General features: G+C 63.0%; 14 protein-coding genes. 4 read left to right on the top strand and 10 right to left on the bottom strand.

Annotation, left to right across the window (positions count from 1 at the left end):
• The first annotated feature begins 80 nt into the window (after window positions 1-80).
• The 3 genes from OUZ30_RS10485 (at window position 81) to pgm (ending at window position 2,777) form a co-directional block, all read left to right on the top strand.
• Window positions 81-503: a GNAT family N-acetyltransferase gene (locus tag OUZ30_RS10485; protein WP_266182215.1), complete on the top strand. Its 423-nt coding sequence runs from the start codon at window positions 81-83 to the stop codon at window positions 501-503.
• 172 nt (window positions 504-675) lie between these two features.
• Entirely contained in the window at window positions 676-942 is a 267-nt protein-coding gene (locus OUZ30_RS10480) for a DksA/TraR family C4-type zinc finger protein (RefSeq protein ID WP_266182213.1), read from the top strand.
• A 182-nt stretch (window positions 943-1,124) separates the two neighbouring features.
• A complete protein-coding gene (gene pgm / locus OUZ30_RS10475; protein ID WP_266182211.1) occupies window positions 1,125-2,777 on the top strand; it encodes a phosphoglucomutase (alpha-D-glucose-1,6-bisphosphate-dependent) in 1,653 nt (550 codons plus the stop codon).
• Between the two features lie 20 nt (window positions 2,778-2,797).
• On the opposite strand, the gene OUZ30_RS10470 is transcribed toward pgm, so the two are convergent.
• The 7 genes from OUZ30_RS10470 to phbB form a co-directional block, all read right to left on the bottom strand.
• The gene (locus tag OUZ30_RS10470; RefSeq protein ID WP_266182209.1) at window positions 2,798-3,823 is read right to left on the bottom strand and encodes an aldo/keto reductase; all 1,026 of its coding nucleotides are present in this window, start codon (window positions 3,821-3,823) and stop codon (window positions 2,798-2,800) included.
• A 164-nt stretch (window positions 3,824-3,987) separates the two neighbouring features.
• Entirely contained in the window at window positions 3,988-5,658 is a 1,671-nt protein-coding gene (locus OUZ30_RS10465) for an ArnT family glycosyltransferase (protein ID WP_266182207.1), read from the bottom strand.
• Window positions 5,659-5,764: 106 nt separating this feature from the next.
• Complete coding sequence (locus tag OUZ30_RS10460; protein WP_266182206.1) at window positions 5,765-7,531, bottom strand: ArnT family glycosyltransferase; 1,767 nt, start codon at window positions 7,529-7,531, stop codon at window positions 5,765-5,767.
• 78 nt (window positions 7,532-7,609) lie between these two features.
• Window positions 7,610-8,611 carry a glycosyltransferase family 9 protein gene (locus OUZ30_RS10455; protein ID WP_266182204.1) on the bottom strand — a complete coding sequence of 334 codons (1,002 nt, stop codon included), beginning with the start codon at window positions 8,609-8,611 and terminating at the stop codon, window positions 7,610-7,612.
• Window positions 8,612-9,052: 441 nt separating this feature from the next.
• Window positions 9,053-9,475 (bottom strand): host attachment protein, encoded by a 423-nt coding sequence (locus tag OUZ30_RS20440; protein WP_425601517.1) that lies wholly within the window; start codon window positions 9,473-9,475, stop codon window positions 9,053-9,055.
• A gap of 192 nt (window positions 9,476-9,667) precedes the next feature.
• Window positions 9,668-10,219 carry a GNAT family N-acetyltransferase gene (locus OUZ30_RS10445; protein WP_266182200.1) on the bottom strand — a complete coding sequence of 184 codons (552 nt, stop codon included), beginning with the start codon at window positions 10,217-10,219 and terminating at the stop codon, window positions 9,668-9,670.
• 184 nt (window positions 10,220-10,403) lie between these two features.
• On the bottom strand, window positions 10,404-11,126 hold the full coding sequence (gene phbB, locus OUZ30_RS10440; RefSeq protein WP_266182198.1) for an acetoacetyl-CoA reductase: 723 nt from the start codon (window positions 11,124-11,126) through the stop codon (window positions 10,404-10,406).
• A 237-nt stretch (window positions 11,127-11,363) separates the two neighbouring features.
• Between phbB and OUZ30_RS10435 the strand changes: the two genes are divergently transcribed.
• On the top strand, window positions 11,364-11,486 hold the full coding sequence (locus OUZ30_RS10435) for a hypothetical protein (protein WP_266182197.1): 123 nt from the start codon (window positions 11,364-11,366) through the stop codon (window positions 11,484-11,486).
• Window positions 11,487-11,701: 215 nt separating this feature from the next.
• Here OUZ30_RS10435 and ahpF read toward each other — a convergent pair whose 3' ends face one another.
• From ahpF to katG, 3 genes are all read right to left on the bottom strand, one after another.
• Window positions 11,702-13,282: an alkyl hydroperoxide reductase subunit F gene (ahpF, locus tag OUZ30_RS10430; protein WP_266182195.1), complete on the bottom strand. Its 1,581-nt coding sequence runs from the start codon at window positions 13,280-13,282 to the stop codon at window positions 11,702-11,704.
• Between the two features lie 165 nt (window positions 13,283-13,447).
• Window positions 13,448-14,011 carry an alkyl hydroperoxide reductase subunit C gene (ahpC, locus tag OUZ30_RS10425; RefSeq protein ID WP_266182194.1) on the bottom strand — a complete coding sequence of 188 codons (564 nt, stop codon included), beginning with the start codon at window positions 14,009-14,011 and terminating at the stop codon, window positions 13,448-13,450.
• 326 nt (window positions 14,012-14,337) lie between these two features.
• Entirely contained in the window at window positions 14,338-16,599 is a 2,262-nt protein-coding gene (gene katG / locus OUZ30_RS10420) for a catalase/peroxidase HPI (RefSeq protein ID WP_266182193.1), read from the bottom strand.
• Window positions 16,600-16,797: the final 198 nt, after the last annotated feature.

Raw genomic sequence — 16,797 nt, 5'->3', positions numbered from 1 at the left:
CAAATTAATTGAATCCAGAGGAGCACGTTGCATGCAGCGAGCCCAGATACATTGAATTCCCATCCCGCCCGAAGGCCCCTATGACGCATCGATTGCTCAGCCTCGACAAGCCGACCCTCGATGATCGTGAGGCGATCGTGGCTCCGCTCCGCGCCTACAATCGTGAGCATGCAGCGCCGACGGAAATGCTCCCGGTCGCCATCCTGCTGCAGGACGAACAGGGGCAGACGGTGGGCGGGCTCTGGGGCAGGACCCTGTTCGACTGGCTCTATATCGAGCTACTGGCAGTACCTGAATATTTGCGCGGCCAGGACGTGGGAACGTCGCTGATGCGCAAGGCCGAGGAAATCGCGCGGGAGCGCGGCTGTGTGGGCGCCTGGCTGGATACGTTTGCGTTCCAGGCCCGGGGCTTCTACGAGCGGCTCGGCTATAGCGTGTTCGGCGAGATTCCGGATCATCCCGTGGGCAGCGCGCGGTACTTCCTGCGCAAGCGCTTCGACTGAACAAAACACGTCCTGCCCGGGTAAGAGACGGGGTTGGTTCGCTGGATATCCGTCGTGGCGCCCTCATTTACAAATCTCGTATCGTTGGGCGGCGGCAACGAGCAGGCTGGCGTCGCCAACACGTTCCGCGCCATTTGAAGGGCGCACTGCCGCAGCAATTCGCGAGGCGATCATGGCAACAGGCTGGGCCGGTGACGGCGCTGTACAAGATCAGATTGACGCGACCGTGGAAGATGCGGTGAAGCGCGCGCGTAGCCGTCTCAACAAGGGCCCGAGCCTGAGCCGCTGCGAAGACTGCGATGCGCCGATTCCCGAGGCGCGGCGTGAAGCCGTGCCTGGCGTCCGGCTGTGCATCGCCTGCCAGGAAGCGCATGACCAGGAGCAGGCGGCTTCGAGCGGCTACAACCGTCGCGGCAGCAAGGACAGCCAGCTGCGTTGATGGCCTCACGGTCGTGTGACCACGCGCCTCCAGGGGCGAGGGGATGAGTGTCGGTATTGACACTGGTCGGCGAAGCGCGGGTCAATAGCACTCTTCTCTGCCGCGTATAGAGTGCGTAGTCGCATGACGATGTCCTTTTCCACCACTGAAATCCATGCGTCGACCCGCCGTGAGGTGCGCGCATGAGCTCCAGGATCAGCCCGCTAGCCGGCAAGCCGGCGCCGGCATCGCTGCTCGTCGATATATCCCGCCTGCGCGATGCCTACGTCGATCTGCGCCCCGACCCCAGCGTACCGACCCAGCGCGTGGCGTTTGGTACGTCGGGGCATCGTGGCAGTTCGTTCGAGCGCAGCTTCAACGAATGGCATGTGCTGGCGATCACCCAGGCCATCTGCGAATACCGCCAGAGCCAAGGTATTGATGGACCGCTGTATATCGGCATCGACAGCCACGCGCTGTCCCAGCCGGCGTTTGAAAGCGCGCTGGAAGTGTTGGCGGCCAACGGTGTGCAGACGATGATCGCCAAGGGCGGCGAGTACACGCCGACACCGGCCATCTCGCAGGCGATCCTGACCGCCAATCGCGACCGGCACACGGGCCTTGCCGATGGCATCGTCGTTACGCCCTCGCACAATTCGCCCGATAGTGGCGGCTTCAAGTACAACCCGCCCAATGGCGGTCCCGCCGACACCGATGTCACGGGCTGGATCCAGAAACGTGCGAACGAGCTGCTGGAGAACGGGCTCAGGGGCGTGCGTCGCATGCCGTTCACGCAGGCGCTGCGTGCATCGACCACGCAAGAGCATGACTTCCTCGATACCTATGTGCGTGATTTGGGCAACGTCATCGACTTCGATGTAGTGCGCGGCAGCGGCGTCCATCTCGGCGTGGACCCGCTTGGCGGCGCCGGCGTGCATTACTGGGCGCCGATTGCAGAACGCTACAAGATCGATCTCACCGTCGTCAGTGACGAGGTGGACCTCACCTTCCGCTTCATGACCGTGGATTGGGACGGCAAGATCCGCATGGATCCTTCCTCGTCCTACGCGATGCAGCGATTGATCGACCTCAGGGATCGTTACGACGTCGCCTTCGCTTGCGACACGGATCACGATCGCCATGGCATCGTAACGCGCAGCAGCGGCCTGCTGTTGCCCAACCACTATCTCGCCGTCCTGGTGGATTACCTCTATCAGCATCGGCCGCAGTGGCGTGCCGACGCCGCCGTGGGCAAGACCCTGGTGAGTTCGGCACTGATCGACCGCGTGGCCAAGCGCCTCGGCCGTCGGCTTCACGAAGTGCCGGTGGGTTTTAAATGGTTTGTCGATGGCCTGTTCGATGGTTCGCTCGGCTTTGGCGGCGAGGAAAGTGCGGGCGCTTCGTTTCTGCGCAGGGATGGCGGCGTGTGGAGCACCGACAAGGATGGTATCGCTGCCGCGCTGATGTCCGCGGAAATCACCGGGCGCACCGGCCGCGATCCGGGCGAGCGCTATCGTCAGTTGACGGCGGCGCTGGGTAGCCCGCTATCCGAGCGCGTCGACGCGCCAGCCAATGCACAGCAGAAGGCGCGGCTTTCCAAGCTTTCGCCCGAGCAAGTAACGAGCACCGAACTGGCGGGCGAAAAGATCGTGAGCGTGCTCGATCGGGCGCCTGCCAACGGCGCATCGATCGGCGGCATCAAGGTCATTTCGGAAAGTGGCTGGTTCGCCGCACGCCCCTCGGGCACCGAGGACATCTACAAGATCTACGCGGAGAGCTTCAAGGATGAAGCGCACCTGCAGTTGCTGCTGCAGGAGGCGCAAGGCATGGTCGACGCCGCGCTGGGCGCGGCGTGACGGGCGCAACGAACAGGCGCTTAGACCGGTGACGGATTGAGCTCGGCGAAGCCGCTTTGATGCCAATAGGGATACGCCGGCGTGAACGCGCTGGCCGCATCCAGCTTGGCGACCTGTGCCGCCGTGAGGTTCCAGCCCACGGCGCCCAGGTTCTGGCGCAGTTGTTCCTCATTGCGCGCACCGATCACCACGGTCGCGACCGTGGGGCGCTGCAATAGCCAGTTCAGGGCGATCTGCGGCACGCTCTTGCCGGTCTCGGCGGCGATGGCATCCAGCGCATCGATCACCCGATAGAGATAGTCGTCATCCATCTGCGGCCCCTTGTCGCCCGTCGCGTGCAGGCGACTTTGCGCGGGCAGGGCGGCGCCGCGGCGCAATTTGCCGGTAAGCCGGCCCCAGCCCAGCGGGCTCCATACAACGGCACCCACGCCCTGGTCCAGGCCCAGCGGCATCAGTTCGGACTCGTAGTCGCGACCGATCAGCGCGTAGTAGGCCTGGTGGGCGATGTAGCGCGGATAACCATAGCGATCCGCCACGGCGAGCGATTTCATCAGATGCCAGCCGGAGAAATTGGACGCACCCACGTAGCGGATCTTGCCGGCGCGCACCAAGTCATCCAGCGTCGAAAGCGTTTCTTCGACCGGCGTCCTGGCGTCGAATCCATGCAGCTGGAACAGGTCGATGTAGTCCGTGCCCAGGCGCTTCAAGGCGGCGTCGACGGCCTTGAGCAGATGAAAGCGCGAGGAGCCGACGTCGTTCGGGTCTTCGCCGGAGCGGAACGTGGCCTTGGTGGAAATCAGTACGCGATCGCGTCGCCCCTTGATGGCCTCGCCGAGGATCGACTCGGCGGCGCCGTCCGAATAGACGTCCGCGCTATCGAACATGTTCAGGCCTGCATCGAGGCAGATGTCGACCAGTCGCCGTGCTTCCGTCACATCGGTCGAGCCCCAGGCGCCGAAGAACTCGCCCTTGCCGCCGAATGTGCCCGTGCCAAAGCTCAGCACCGGGACTTTGAAGCCCGATGCACCCAATTGCCGGTATTCCATGAGAAAGCCTCTGGGGTGGTGGAGCCTATCGGGATGGGGGCGGATACCGGCGATCCAAGGCTTTGCACATCTGCATACGGGATCGCCCGGCTGCCCCGGCGCGCGTGGGATGAAACGCCCGGCGCCATAAGCGCTGGATCCCCCAGGGCTACTTCAAACGTGGGTTAGTAGGAGACCTGCTGTTTTTCCAGCGCTTCCGCATAGGCGGGTGCGGGCCACACGGCCAACCAAATACCGCGGAATGGTTGGGTGTAGACAGCGTGCGCCCGGTCAGCGTCTGACAAGCGTTTCGGGTAGGTCACAATAAGGCCATCGGGATGCGCGGCAGCCCATGCCCGGGTAGTGTCGACGCCGTGCACCTGCTCCACGGGACGAGTCAGTCGGCCGAGAAAGGTGTACTGCCCGTCATTCGTCTCGACACTGGCAACGGGCTGACCATGGGCTTCGGCTTTTGCCAGCAGCGCCGCCACAGGCGTGAAATCGTAGGCCGGCCACAGCGTCAGGCTGAAGAGGCCATTGGCGGCGACGGTGGCAATCAGGCCGGCGCCCGCGACCCGATACAGCTCACCCTTGCGAATGATCACCAGGCCCAGTGCGATCAGCACATACAGCACGCCAAAAGGCACGCTATAGGGCAGCAGACCGACAAACTGCGGCTCCTTGATGATGCTGTGCCGGACAAGCGTGCCCAACGAAATCAGACCCACGCCCAGGACCGCACTCACGATGGCCATCGGCCACGGGCCTAGCCATCGACTGCCACTGCCACGCCGGTCCTGCAGGTACAGCAGGGCGACGGCCATCAACATGGCGAAGCCGGCATATTCGGGCAACAGGTAATAGGGCTGCTTGCCGCTGACCAGCGAAAAGCCCAGCAAGACGGGACCGATCCACGCAAACAGGAAGCGCAGCCCCGACTCGAACGGACGGCGCAAACTTGCCAGCGCCACCCACACGCGCGGCCACAGCACGACGGGAAACACCAGCATCGGAATCACCGGCACATACCACCAGAATGGCTCGGCATGGGCGAAGGCGTCCACCACGCGACCGGCGGTCTGGTGCACCAGCAACTTCTGTCGATACGCTTCACCACCGGCCCATGCGGCCAGCAAAGCCCACGTCAGCAGCAGGGCGAGACCGACGAGGATGGCTGCGCCGCCGCGCAGATACCACTGGCGTCGCTCACGCTGCGCCCACCGACTCCACAGCGGACCCAGCAGCCAGGGGAAGGCCACATGCAACAGCATCACCGGCCCCTTGGCCAGCAGACCCAGTCCGACCGCCAGGGCAAACCACGCAAAGCGAGGTGCCTCGCGGCGTGGCGCAGGCACCAGGCACAACAGTGCGGCAAGCACGCAGTTCGCCAACAGCACCTCGTACATCACCTGCAGGCCGAACAGGAAGCCGTAGGAGAACGCGAGCAGGATCCACGGCGTGACATGGGCGACCAGCGGCCGTGCGGGAAACAATCGGCGCGCGAGCGTCGAGACCAGGATCAGCTGCAGGCCACCCAGCGTCACTTCGAGCAGGCGCGGCCACACATCGCCAACGCCACCGATCGCCCAGCCCAGATGGATCAGCCACAGCAGCAACGGTGGCTTGTCGCTGTACGGCACGCCATTGAGGTAGGGAACCAGGAAGCTGTGATGAATCCACATCTCCCACGCCACCGACAAGGTCCGCGTGGAATACATCGGCATCGGGCCGTGCTGGAAGATCGCAATCAGCGCCGCGGGCACCCAAAACAGCAGCCATGACCACTGCGCGCCCCACGCGATTAGCTGGCGCGGCATAGCGGCGATGGGCTGGCCTGGATTGTTGGATGGTGTCACGTGGATGACTCGGCTTCGATATTGAGTTGGCGTTGCTTGGGGGCAAGCTTCGGTAGGGAATGATCGATATCGCTCGGCTACTTCGTCCTACGGCGCGGTCGCCGCATCAGCGTCGGCTGTCGATACCGCCCCAGTCCTCGACTTTGCCCTCAGGCACCTTGCCGCCTCGGCACGCAGGTGCGATGGCATCAAGCCGGTAGAGCTGCCAGTCGCGCCCGCTGGTCACGCCCATGTCGATGGACGCGTCGTGATCGACGCACGGCGCCATCACGTCCGAGAGGATCAACACCCAGCGATGGGCAGGATCTTTTTCTTGCCACAGGATGGCGTCAGACAACTGGCGATGCCACGGCGTGACAAAGCCGAAATCGGTCACCTTGCGCTCGAACGCCAAGGGCAACTCTTCCTTCCAGGCAACGAGTGCCAGCTCTCCGTCTGGTCCGATGGTCTGTTCAACCCGTTGCACCAGACCCGCCGGCGAGCTCGCCTTCGCCAGCAGCGGTGCGCCCCACAGGCTCCAGAGCAGCCAGAAGCCGGCCAGGCCGGCGAGCAACGCCACGCCCGCGCGGCGCACTCGGAAAACCAGTACGCACAGCAACAGCCACGCGCCCGCCACGATAAACATCCACCAGATCGAAGCGGCCTGGTCGCCGAGCTGCCTGGCAGCGGCAAAGCGCGTGGCGAACGCCGAATGGAACAGCAACGAGTGCGCGCCCAGGCCCAGTGCCGGCAGCGCGAGCAGGAGCAGGAAGCCGATGGCGGTCCACTGCGCCCAGCGCCGCTCCAGGATCGTGTCGAGGAAGGGGCCTGCGCACAGCGCAAGCAGCGGCAGCGCGGGCATGATGTACACGTCGCGCTTCGCCCGGGTCAGGCTGAAGAACACGATTAGCAAGACCACCCACACCATCGGCAACAGGAAGCGCGCGTCACGCTCCCGCACCTGTTGCCGCCACGCCGGCAGCAGCCCCGGCAGCGCGAGCGTCAGCGGCAGCCACGAGGTGATGATCACTTCGAGGTAGAACCACGGCGGTTGAAAACTGTTCCACGGGTGAACATAACGATTCACCGTCTGGTTGAAGAAGATGTCGTGGAGGTAGTCCCGTGCGGTCACGCTGTCGTGCGTGTGCACGTAGAGCAGTAGCGGCACCAGCCACAGTGCGATGGCTGCCATGAACGCGACGGCGCCACCCAGCCAGAGGAGTGCGTGCCCCTTGATCGATGGCAGTTGCTTCCAGCCTTGCTGGCGCGCGAACAGCCAGGGCAGAAACATCAGGAAGGCCAGCACGCCAACACCCTTGGTAATGACGCCGAGTCCTGCCGCGAAGCAGCCAAGCCAGAACGCACGCCAGTCGGGGCCCAGCAGGAAATGACGCAGCAGCCCATAGTTGGCCAGCGTCACGAAGAACGTCACCGTAGGGTCGATCTGGCCGCGTTTGGCCTGGAACAGGAACTGCACCGTGAAAAGCAGCCCCAGCCCGGCCCACAGGCCGGCACGATGTCCCCAAAGCCGCCGGCCCAGGTCGTAGATCAGCCAGAGCGTGCCGAGGGAGCAGAGTAGGGAGGGCAGCAGGAAGGCCACCCACCATTGTCCGGTCAGGGAGTACGACAGCGCCTGCATCGCCATGAAGGTAGGCGGCTTGTCGGAGTACCAGTCCGCTCCCCGATGGGGGATCAGCCAGTTGCCGGAAGCCACCATTTGATGCGCAACCAGGGCGAAGCGTGGCTCGTCCGAAGGCGTCGGGCCGCGCAAGCCCATGCCCGCAGCGAGCAGCAGGAGCGCGCCGAACATCAGCAGCCAGCGTTGGGCTCGTTCGCGCCGCAATGGCTTTTCCGCCGGCACCGGCGGAATCGGCAACGCTTGTTCAGCCGCCATCGGAAGTCATCGTGTGTGCAGTAAGGACGCGCAGGGTGCCAGATACGCGTCCTCCTGTCTCGCGGAATCAACCCGCGCTTACGGTCCGGCCGGGCCGACGATGGCTTCGGCCGGCCTGGCTGATGGGGTCGATTCACGCGGTGCCAGCACGGATGGCGCCTTCGTGAGCAAGCCCGAAAACAATTCGACCACCTTGTTGGCGGTTTCACGCGCCGTCAGGCCCTTGGTGACCAGGGCGCAACTACCGAGACCGTAAGGCTCATAAACAGCGGCGTCGGTGACGCTGAACAGGCCCACGGTCGGGACGCGAGACGCGACCGCAAGATGCATGACGCCGCAGTCGGCACTGATCATCAGATCGACGCCCGCCATCACGGCGCTCATCCGGCGGATATCGGTGGTGAAGTAGCCGGGCCACTCCGAATCGAGCATCGAACGCCCATGCATGGGAACGATTTCGACGATGTTCGACGACGGGCTCATGTCCCTGAAGGTGCTCATGAACTCCTTCCACCACTCCTTGCTGTAGCGCTTCGCACCGGTGGCATTGGCAAATACACCGACGACCAGTGGAGTCATGGCCTGGTGCGAGACATCAAGCATGTCACGAATGACCGTGCGCCCATGCGCACGCTCCGCATCGGTCAGTCGCATATCCAGGGTGGGATAGTCGATGGATACGTCGCTGGCGTGGGACGGATCCCAATGCAACAGATCGATCGCACGCTTCGCCATGTGCTCCGGGGCGGCATCAAAAGGCACGCTATGCGTGAGCCCCGATTTCTCCGGTGTATCGCTGTAGCCCAGCTTGAGGCGGCCCTTCGTGAATTTCACCAGTGCGCGACTGAAGCCGGATCCCACGATGGGGTCGATGATCAGGTCGTACTGGGTCTTTCTCACCTGCAGCAGCATGCCGAGAAAACGCACGGGGCGCTTGAATCCGCGCTTGGGCAAGCAATAAATGTTCTTGACGCTGAAGAACGTACTGAACACTTCCTTCGCGATATCGCCTTCGGCAAGGATGTCGATCTCGACGCCCTTATAAAGACGCTCAAGTTCAGTAATGAGCGGTGTGAGCAAGACCATATTGCCCAGCCGATGATTGGGTCGGCACACAAGGACCCGGTAAATTCCCTTTCGAGGGATGGGTTCCTGCGTTTGATTCACGAAGGTTTTGTTCAAGCGGCACCGATAGTGATGGTTGATCCAGCTGGACCTAACTGAGGTCGCGCCAACTCATTGCTGGACAAAGATTTTTCATTTTCCCAGATTACGAAGTATCGGCTCAAGTGGCTTTCATGGCGCTTAGATCTGTGTGGATCGCTCAGGGCCTCTCCAGCCCGGCGAAGCGCTTGTGCACCACCGAAACAGCATGCCGACGTGCCCATGGCACGCCACGCGTTGCCCTTGATCCAGATTGCTCGGGGGTTAGCGGTCCGCCATTATGCCACCCGCACCTACGCGCTCCATCTCTCGGGCAATGTGCTGGATGCACTGAGTACATTGCAACGGGCTCGTCTGCTACGCCGCTGCATGCGCTGGCTGCGCCCGGAAATCGTGCGGAAAGGCCACATGCAGGCGATCGAGAAGGTCGCTGGGTCGAAGCGCAATGAGATCGTTGCCTATCTCGCCAGCCACCTGTGCCGCGAGGTGGTCGTCGAGGCTCTCATGCAGCACGCCGAGGAAGCGAGGCGGGGCAACCAGGAAGAGGCGCTCAAATTGGTGATGTACCTGGCCATTGATCAAAGCCTTCTTCAATGATTTCGCAAATTGGAGGGCATGCTTCTCGCGCCACGTCCTGTGCGGCGCGGTGGCATGCCGCGCCGGCCCGAGGCTGTCCCTGGCGCGCGGCAGCCTCCGACCGAGGCCGTTACGGTTTGCGCCCCGTCCGTCGAGATTCGTGAAGCAGGCAATCTCGACCAGGGCATAGGAGGGCCTGGCCATTTCGAATAGCCGCGCCTTCGCCGCGTCCGACACCAGAATCCACGCGTTCGACATATGTCCTCCCCATGACATCGGTGAGCATGTTTTTGATGCTCGCGGCTTACGAGGCCGCCGGAGCCGCGTGCTGCCGGCGCGGCATACACAAGTCGAGACGCCTCAACGGAAGTGCAGGGCAGGCGTTGGTGCGTACCGTTAGTCGTTAAGCTCAAGCTCGAAGGTGACCGAAGCGGGATCTTCCGGGTCAGGACGACTGTGAAAGCCAAGATGCCGCGCCAGCGCGTGCGTGCCGGCACTACGAACGGCGTCGACTGCGTACATCCGCCGGATACCACGCAACCGTGCCATCCCGATGAGGTGCTGCATGAGGATCCCGCCGACACCGCATTTCTGCCACGCCGGATCCACCGTCACGGCGCAGTCGCAACGCGTGCCATCGTCGCTAGCGCGGTAACAGGCCACGCCCACCTCGACCTCGCTGCCGTCTTCATCCGCAATGGCGACCAGCGCCAATTCGCGTGGATCAAAATGCGTCAGGTCCCTGGCTGCCTCCTCGCTGTCGTCCTTGATCAGCCCCAGAAAACGATACGACAGACCTTCAGGGGTCAGGCGCGAGAGGAAATCACGTTCCAGCGAGACATCCGCCGGATCGATGGGGCGAATATGGATCAGGCGGCCGTCACGCAGTCGTCCTTTCCAGGACGCCGGGTTCGGTGCGGCCGAAAAGTGGGCGGAGATCTGTTGCATAGCGCGGCCCTCGTCGCAGGTAACAGGCCGATATTTGATCCTGGCTGACCGGGCACTTCCCTGGACTAGTCCACTGAAAGTCGTCCACTGACTCACTCAACGATACGCCGAATCGAAGGACAGTTCCGCCCGATGTGACGGGCCGTATCGCACGCCGATCAGGTCATGCGATATCGGCCCGACATCAGCCCATCCATTGCCCGCCATTGATGCTGATGGTGGCGCCGGTGATGAAGCTGGCTCCTTCGCTGACGAGGAGGGAAACCAGTTGCGCCACATCCTGCGCCCGACCAAGACGACCGCACGGAATGGCCGCCACAATCGCCTTCAACAGCTCCGGCTGAACGGCCTCGATCATTTCGGTTTCGCAATAGCCCGGCGCCACGGCGTTGACCGTGATGCCCTTGCAGGCGCTTTCCAGGGCGAGCGCGCGGGTGAACCCCAGTACACCCGCCTTCGAGGCCGAATAATTAGCCTGGCCCAGTTGTCCTTTTTGTCCGTTGATCGAGCTGATATTCACGATGCGGCCATAGCCACGCTCGCGCATGCCTTCGATCACGTTCCGGCACATGTTGAACATCGAGCCGAGATTGGTGCAAATGACCTCCGTCCACTGCTGCTCGCTCATTCGGTGAAGCATGGCATCGCGGGTGATCCCGGCGTTGTTGACGAGTACGTCGATCGGCCCGACCTCCGCCTCCACGCGCTTCACCCCCTCGGCACAAGCCTGAAAATTGCATACGTCCCAGTGGTAGACGGGGATGGATGTTTCCTCGCGAAACACCTCGGCTGCCTCGTGATGGCCGCAATATAGTGCGACGACCTGGAAACCATCCATTTTCAGCGCAACGGCAACGGCACGGCCCAATCCGCGTGTCCCGCCCGTGACTACGGCAATGCGACTCATGACAGCCTCCCGCCTATTGCACAGTCAGGTTGCGCCTGTGGGCGTAAACGTTTGTTGAAGGCTCAGCACTAGGGGGGGGCGGCTAGCCAGGGCCTGAGCAGGCCGTCGCGTACCATCGCGGGTGAGATTGATGCGCAACAAAGTCGAAACATGGCCGTGTTGTAGTCATCACCGTCGGAGCGGTGGCTCACGCTGATCGGCGCCGACCTTGACGCTCTCTCAATGAGGAGGACACCTATGTCGTCCGTGCTGTTTGCATCATTCGCGATTTCGGCGCTGGTCATCGAAATCGCCATCATGCGCACACTGGAAGCGCGCTGGATTGTCGCGAGAGATGCTCGCCGTGAGGCGCAATCCTAGACACTCTCCTGAGATAAGGGCACGCGATCGACGCGGGACCTGCTGCAGCCAACGCTGGCTGAGGACCGTCGCGTTTGCTGGTTCATGCGTACCTCGAGAGCGCCTCGAACGATCGCCTGCGTGGCTCGTCATCGCAGGGGCTCATAACAGCCGGCAACGCTGAGCAGGGCAGGGACGCGGATCCCGAGGATCGGCGCATCCCGTTCCCACAGCCCTTAGGCCACCAGCGCTTCTTCCGTCACCGGCAAGCGGATCAGGTAGTCAAATGCACTCAGTGATGCCTTGGAGCCTTCGCCCATGGCGATCACGATCTGCTTGTACGGCACCGTGGTGACGTCACCCGCGGCAAACACGCCAGGCAGTGACGTCTCGCCTCGTGCGTCCACTTCGATCTCGCCGCGCGGCGAGAGCTTCAGCGTGCCCTTGAGCCATTCGGTGTTCGGCAGCAAGCCGATCTGCACAAACACGCCTTCCAGCGCCACCTGACGGCTGTCGCCGCTGCTGCGGTCGGTGTAGGCCAGGCCGGTGACCTTCTGGCCGTCGCCCTGGACTTCGGTGGTTTGCGCACTGACGATCACGTCGACGTTCGGCAGGCTGCGCAGCTTGCGCTGCAGGACTTCGTCCGCACGCAGCTTACTGTCGAACTCCAGCAGGGTCACGTGACCCACGATCCCGGCCAGATCGATCGCCGCTTCCACGCCGGAGTTGCCGCCACCGATCACCGCGACGCGCTTGCCCTTGAACAGCGGGCCGTCGCAATGCGGGCAATAGGTGACGCCCTTGTTGCGGTAATCCTGCTCGCCCGGCACGTTCATGTTGCGCCAGCGCGCGCCGGTGGAAAGGATCACCGTCTTCGACTTCAGCATGGCGCCGTTGGCCAGGCGCACCGCGTGCAGTCCGCCCGGCTCATCCGCCGCCATCAGATGATCGGCGCGTTGCAGGTTCATCACGTCCACGTCGTATTCGTGCACGTGCTGCTCCAGCGCAGCGGCCAACTTGGGGCCGTCGGTATACGGCACCGAGATGAAGTTCTCGATGGACATGGTATCGAGCACCTGGCCGCCGAAGCGCTCCGCGACGACGCCGGTGCGGATGCCCTTGCGCGCGGCATAGATGGCCGCTGCAGCGCCGGCCGGGCCGCCGCCGATCACCAGCACGTCGAACGCCGGCTTGGACTTGATCCGCTCTGCCGCACGATCCTCGGCGCCCCTATCCAGGCGAGCCGCAATCTGCTCGATGCTCATGCGGCCCGTATCGAACGGTTCGCCATTGAGGAACACGGTAGGCACCGCCATCACCTGGCGCTCGTTCACCTCGTCCTGGAACAGCGAGCCGTCAATCGCCACATGCTTGATGTTCGGATTGATCACGCTCATCAGGTTCAGCGCCTGCACCGTGTCGGGGCAGCTATGGCAGGACAGCGACATAAACGTCTCGAAGCGATAGTCGCCGTCGAGGTTGCGCACCTGTTCGATGACCTCCTGGGTCGCCTTCGAGGGGTGGCCGCCCACTTGCAGCAGGGCCAGCACCAGCGAGGTGAACTCATGACCGAGCGGGATGCCGGCGAAACCGACGCTGACGTCCGTGCCCAGGCGATTGATCGCGAAGGACGGCTTGCGCGCGTCGCCGCCATCGGGGCTCAGCGAGATCTTGTCCGACAAGGACGCGATGTCCTGCAGCAAGCCCAGCAGCTCCTGTGACTTGGCGCTTTCATCAAGCGAGGCCACCAGCTCGATCGGGTGCACGACCTTTTCGAGATAAGCCTGCAATTGGGACTTCAGATCGGCATCCAGCATGGTGACTCCTCGGCTTTCTTCGGGGTGCATCCCATCATCACCCGGCGGAGCCGGGCGTCACGGATGCAGGGAATTCGGAGGTCAAACCTGGCGATGCGCCAGGTTTGGGGCGGCTCGATGCAGCGAGCCGCCAAACAGAACACAGTTACTTGGATCGCGGCCGGCTTAGATCTTGCCAACCAGGTGCAGCGACGGCTTCAGGGTGGTCTCGCCTTCCTTCCACTTGGCCGGGCACACTTCACCCGGGTGGGAGGCGACGTACTGGGCGGCCTTGACCTTGCGCAGCAGCTCGGACGCGTCGCGGCCGATACCGTTGTCATGGATCTCGCACAGCTTGATCTGGCCTTCCGGATTGATCACGAAGGTGCCGCGCAGCGCCAGGCCTTCTTCCTCGATCATGACGTCGAAGTTGCGGGTGATCGCGCCGGTCGGGTCGCCGATCATCGTGTACTGCACCTTCTTGATCGCGTCGGAGGTGTCGTGCCATGCCTTGTGCGCGAAATGGGTGTCGGTCGAGACCGCATAAACCTCAACGCCCAGCTTCTGGAACTGCGGATAGAAATCAGCCAGGTCTTCCAGCTCGGTCGGGCACACGAAGGTGAAGTCGGCCGGGTAGAACACCACCACCGACCACTTGCCCTTCAGCGTGGCGTCGGAGACTTCGATGAACTGGCCGTCCTTGAAAGCGTGGGCCTTGAACGGTTTGATTTCGGTATTGATCAGCGACATCGTGATTTCTTCCGCAGTGGTTGATGGAAGCGCAAGGTTAGCGGCCTTGACACGATTGAGCCAATTGATTGTTGCCATGAACGCGATTGACATGGGCTATGGCCAAGCCGAGGCCAGCCCTTCATTGCGGCCCAATGCGCCCCGGAACTCGGGGCTATAGGGCGATTCGTAGGGAAGCCTGCCGCTGGGTTTCCGGCGAGGAGACGAGGCAGGGGTGTCAGCAACAGCGCCGGGTCGCAGGGCGGCATCCGGTCTCGACCTGGTTCGGGGTAGCCCGATACCAGGTCGAGGCGGCCAGCTAGATGTTCATGGCCTGTGCGCCGAGATCACGCCAGATCGAAACGGTCCAGGTTCATTACCTTGCTCCAGGCGGCCACGAAGTCGTTGACGAACTTCTCCTGCGCATCCGCGCTGCCGTAAACCTCCGCCAGGGCCCGCAACTGGGAGTTCGAGCCGAAGATGAGGTCGACACGCGTGCCGGTCCACTTGGCCTTGCCCGTGGCGCGATCAAGCCCTTCGTATACGTCCTGGTCGTTCGAGCTCGCCCTCCACTCCGTGCCCATGTCGAGCAGGTTGACGAAGAAGTCGTTGGTCAGCGCTTCCGGTCGTTTGGTGAAAACGCCATGCTGGGTCTGGCCAACATTGGTATTGAGGACGCGCATGCCGCCGACGAGCACCGTCATCTCGGGTGCAGAGAGGGTGAGCAGTTGCGCCTTGTCCACCAGCAAGGCTTCGGCCGACACGCTGTATTTTTTCTTCTGATAATTGCGGAAGCCATCGGCGATCGGTTCGAGCACGGCGAACGATTCCACATCGGTTTGCTCTTGCGAGGCGTCCGTGCGTCCCGGGCTGAAGGAAACCGCTACAGCGCGCCCGGCATTTTTTGCGGCCTGCTCGACGCCTGCGCAACCGGCCAACACGATCAGGTCGGCCAGCGAAACCTTCTTGCCGCCAGATTGCGCGTTGTTGAACTCGCTCTGGATCTGCTGAAGGGTTTTCAGGACTTTGGCCTGCTCCCCATGTTGATTGCTGGCCCAATCCTTCTGCGGGGCGAGACGAATGCGCGCACCGTTGGCGCCGCCGCGTTTGTCGGAGCCCCGGAAAGTCGACGCCGAGGCCCAGGCAGTGGATACCAGGTGCGAGACAGACAAGCCCGACGCCAGGATCTTGCTCTTGAGCGAGGCAATGTCCTTGGCATCGATCAAGGCGTGGTCGACCGCGGGGACAGGGTCTTGCCAGATAAGGTGTTCCTTGGGGACCTCGGGGCCGAGATAGCGCGCGACCGGGCCCATGTCGCGGTGGGTCAACTTGAACCAGGCCCTGGCGAACGCGTCGGCAAGCTCGTCCGGATGCTGGTGGAAGCGCCTGGAAATCTTTTCGTAAATCGGGTCGAGTCTGAGGGAAAGGTCGGTGGTCAGCATGGTCGGCGCGTGACGCTTCGACGGGTCGTGGGCGTCCGGAATGGTGCCGGCGCCGGCGCCGTTCTTCGGTGTCCATTGATGGGCACCTGCGGGGCTCTTGCTCAGCTCCCATTCGTAGCCGAACAGGATCTCGAAGAAGCTGTTGTCCCACTTCGTTGGCGTATTGGTCCAGGTCACTTCCAGGCCGCTGGAGATCGCATCGCCGCCCTTGCCGGTGCGGAAACTGCTCTTCCAGCCTAGGCCTTGCTCCTCGATGCCCGCGCCTTCGGGCTCTCGTCCTACGTGAGTTGCCGGGCCGGCGCCATGGGCTTTGCCGAAAGTGTGGCCGCCCGCGATGAGCGCCACGGTTTCTTCGTCATCCATCGCCATGCGCGCAAAGGTCTCGCGGATATCGTGCGCCGCGGCGAGCGGGTCCGGGTTGCCGTCGGGGCCTTCCGGGTTGACGTAGATCAGGCCCATCTGCACGGCGCCCAATGGATTCTCCAAATGCCGCCCGTGGTCGGTGCGACTGGTCTCGCTGCCGTGCAGTTCTTTCTCAGCCACGATCACGCCTTCGCCTTCGCCGGTGGGGCCCTTGCCGTAGCGGATGTCGCCGCCCAGCCAGGTCTTCTCGTTGCCCCAGTAGACGTCCTCTTCAGGTTCCCAGACGTCCTCGCGTCCGCCGCCGAAACCAAAGGTCTTGAAGCCCATGGATTCCAGTGCGACGTTGCCCGTCAGCACGATCAGGTCGGCCCAGGAAATCTTTCGGCCATATTTCTGTTTGATCGGCCAAATCAGGCGGCGGGCCTTGTCGAGGCTGACGTTATCGGGCCAGCTGTTGAGCGGTGCAAAGCGCTGCTGACCGGAGCCTGCTCCGCCGCGACCGTCACCGATGCGGTAAGTGCCGGCGGCGTGCCAGGACATGCGGATGAAAAAAGGTCCGTAGTGGCCGAAGTCTGCCGGCCACCAGTCCTGCGAGTCGGTCATCAGCGCCAGAAGATCCTTCTTCACGGCCGCGTAATCGAGGCTCTTGAACGCTTCGGCGTAGTTGAAGCCATGATCCATCGGATCGGAGGAGGGCGAGTGCTGGTGCAGGATCTTCAAGTTCAGCTGGCTCGGCCACCAGTCACTGTTAGACGTACCGCTGCCAGCGGTGTGAGTGAACGGGCACTTCGTTTCGGTTGACATGTAATCCCTACCTTTGGTCGTTTGAGTACAACCGCTCGGCCCGGTTAGGAGCCCGAGTACCGATAAAAATAGGTGTCGCTATGGTGAAGGCGATCTTGCTGACGCCAGTGCTTCAATGGGGTGCCGCTTCAGCACAGCACAACGCGCGCATGCATCGCGTCAGTGAGCCCTGGCGGTCGGCAACCCGTATGCAGGCGA

Origin of the sequence: Dyella humicola, from assembly GCF_026283945.1 — a bacterium.
Lineage (GTDB): Bacteria > Pseudomonadota > Gammaproteobacteria > Xanthomonadales > Rhodanobacteraceae > Dyella > Dyella humicola.
The sequence above is the reverse complement of the archived record's forward strand: the minus strand, read 5'-3'. Positions and strand labels throughout refer to the sequence as shown.

Excerpts from the sequence above, each read along its gene's own strand:
- OUZ30_RS10485 (WP_266182215.1), top strand. The coding sequence starts at position 81 with ATGACGCATCGATTGCTCAGCCTCGACAAGCCGACCCTCGATGATCGT.
- OUZ30_RS10480 (WP_266182213.1), top strand. The coding sequence starts at position 676 with ATGGCAACAGGCTGGGCCGGTGACGGCGCTGTACAAGATCAGATTGAC.
- pgm (WP_266182211.1), top strand. The coding sequence starts at position 1,125 with ATGAGCTCCAGGATCAGCCCGCTAGCCGGCAAGCCGGCGCCGGCATCG.
- OUZ30_RS10470 (WP_266182209.1), bottom strand. The coding sequence starts at position 3,823 with ATGGAATACCGGCAATTGGGTGCATCGGGCTTCAAAGTCCCGGTGCTG.
- OUZ30_RS10460 (WP_266182206.1), bottom strand. The coding sequence starts at position 7,531 with ATGGCGGCTGAACAAGCGTTGCCGATTCCGCCGGTGCCGGCGGAAAAG.
- OUZ30_RS20440 (WP_425601517.1), bottom strand. The coding sequence starts at position 9,475 with ATGGCCAGGCCCTCCTATGCCCTGGTCGAGATTGCCTGCTTCACGAAT.
- OUZ30_RS10445 (WP_266182200.1), bottom strand. The coding sequence starts at position 10,219 with ATGCAACAGATCTCCGCCCACTTTTCGGCCGCACCGAACCCGGCGTCC.
- phbB (WP_266182198.1), bottom strand. The coding sequence starts at position 11,126 with ATGAGTCGCATTGCCGTAGTCACGGGCGGGACACGCGGATTGGGCCGT.
- OUZ30_RS10435 (WP_266182197.1), top strand. The coding sequence starts at position 11,364 with ATGTCGTCCGTGCTGTTTGCATCATTCGCGATTTCGGCGCTGGTCATC.
- ahpF (WP_266182195.1), bottom strand. The coding sequence starts at position 13,282 with ATGCTGGATGCCGATCTGAAGTCCCAATTGCAGGCTTATCTCGAAAAG.
- ahpC (WP_266182194.1), bottom strand. The coding sequence starts at position 14,011 with ATGTCGCTGATCAATACCGAAATCAAACCGTTCAAGGCCCACGCTTTC.
- katG (WP_266182193.1), bottom strand. The coding sequence starts at position 16,599 with ATGTCAACCGAAACGAAGTGCCCGTTCACTCACACCGCTGGCAGCGGT.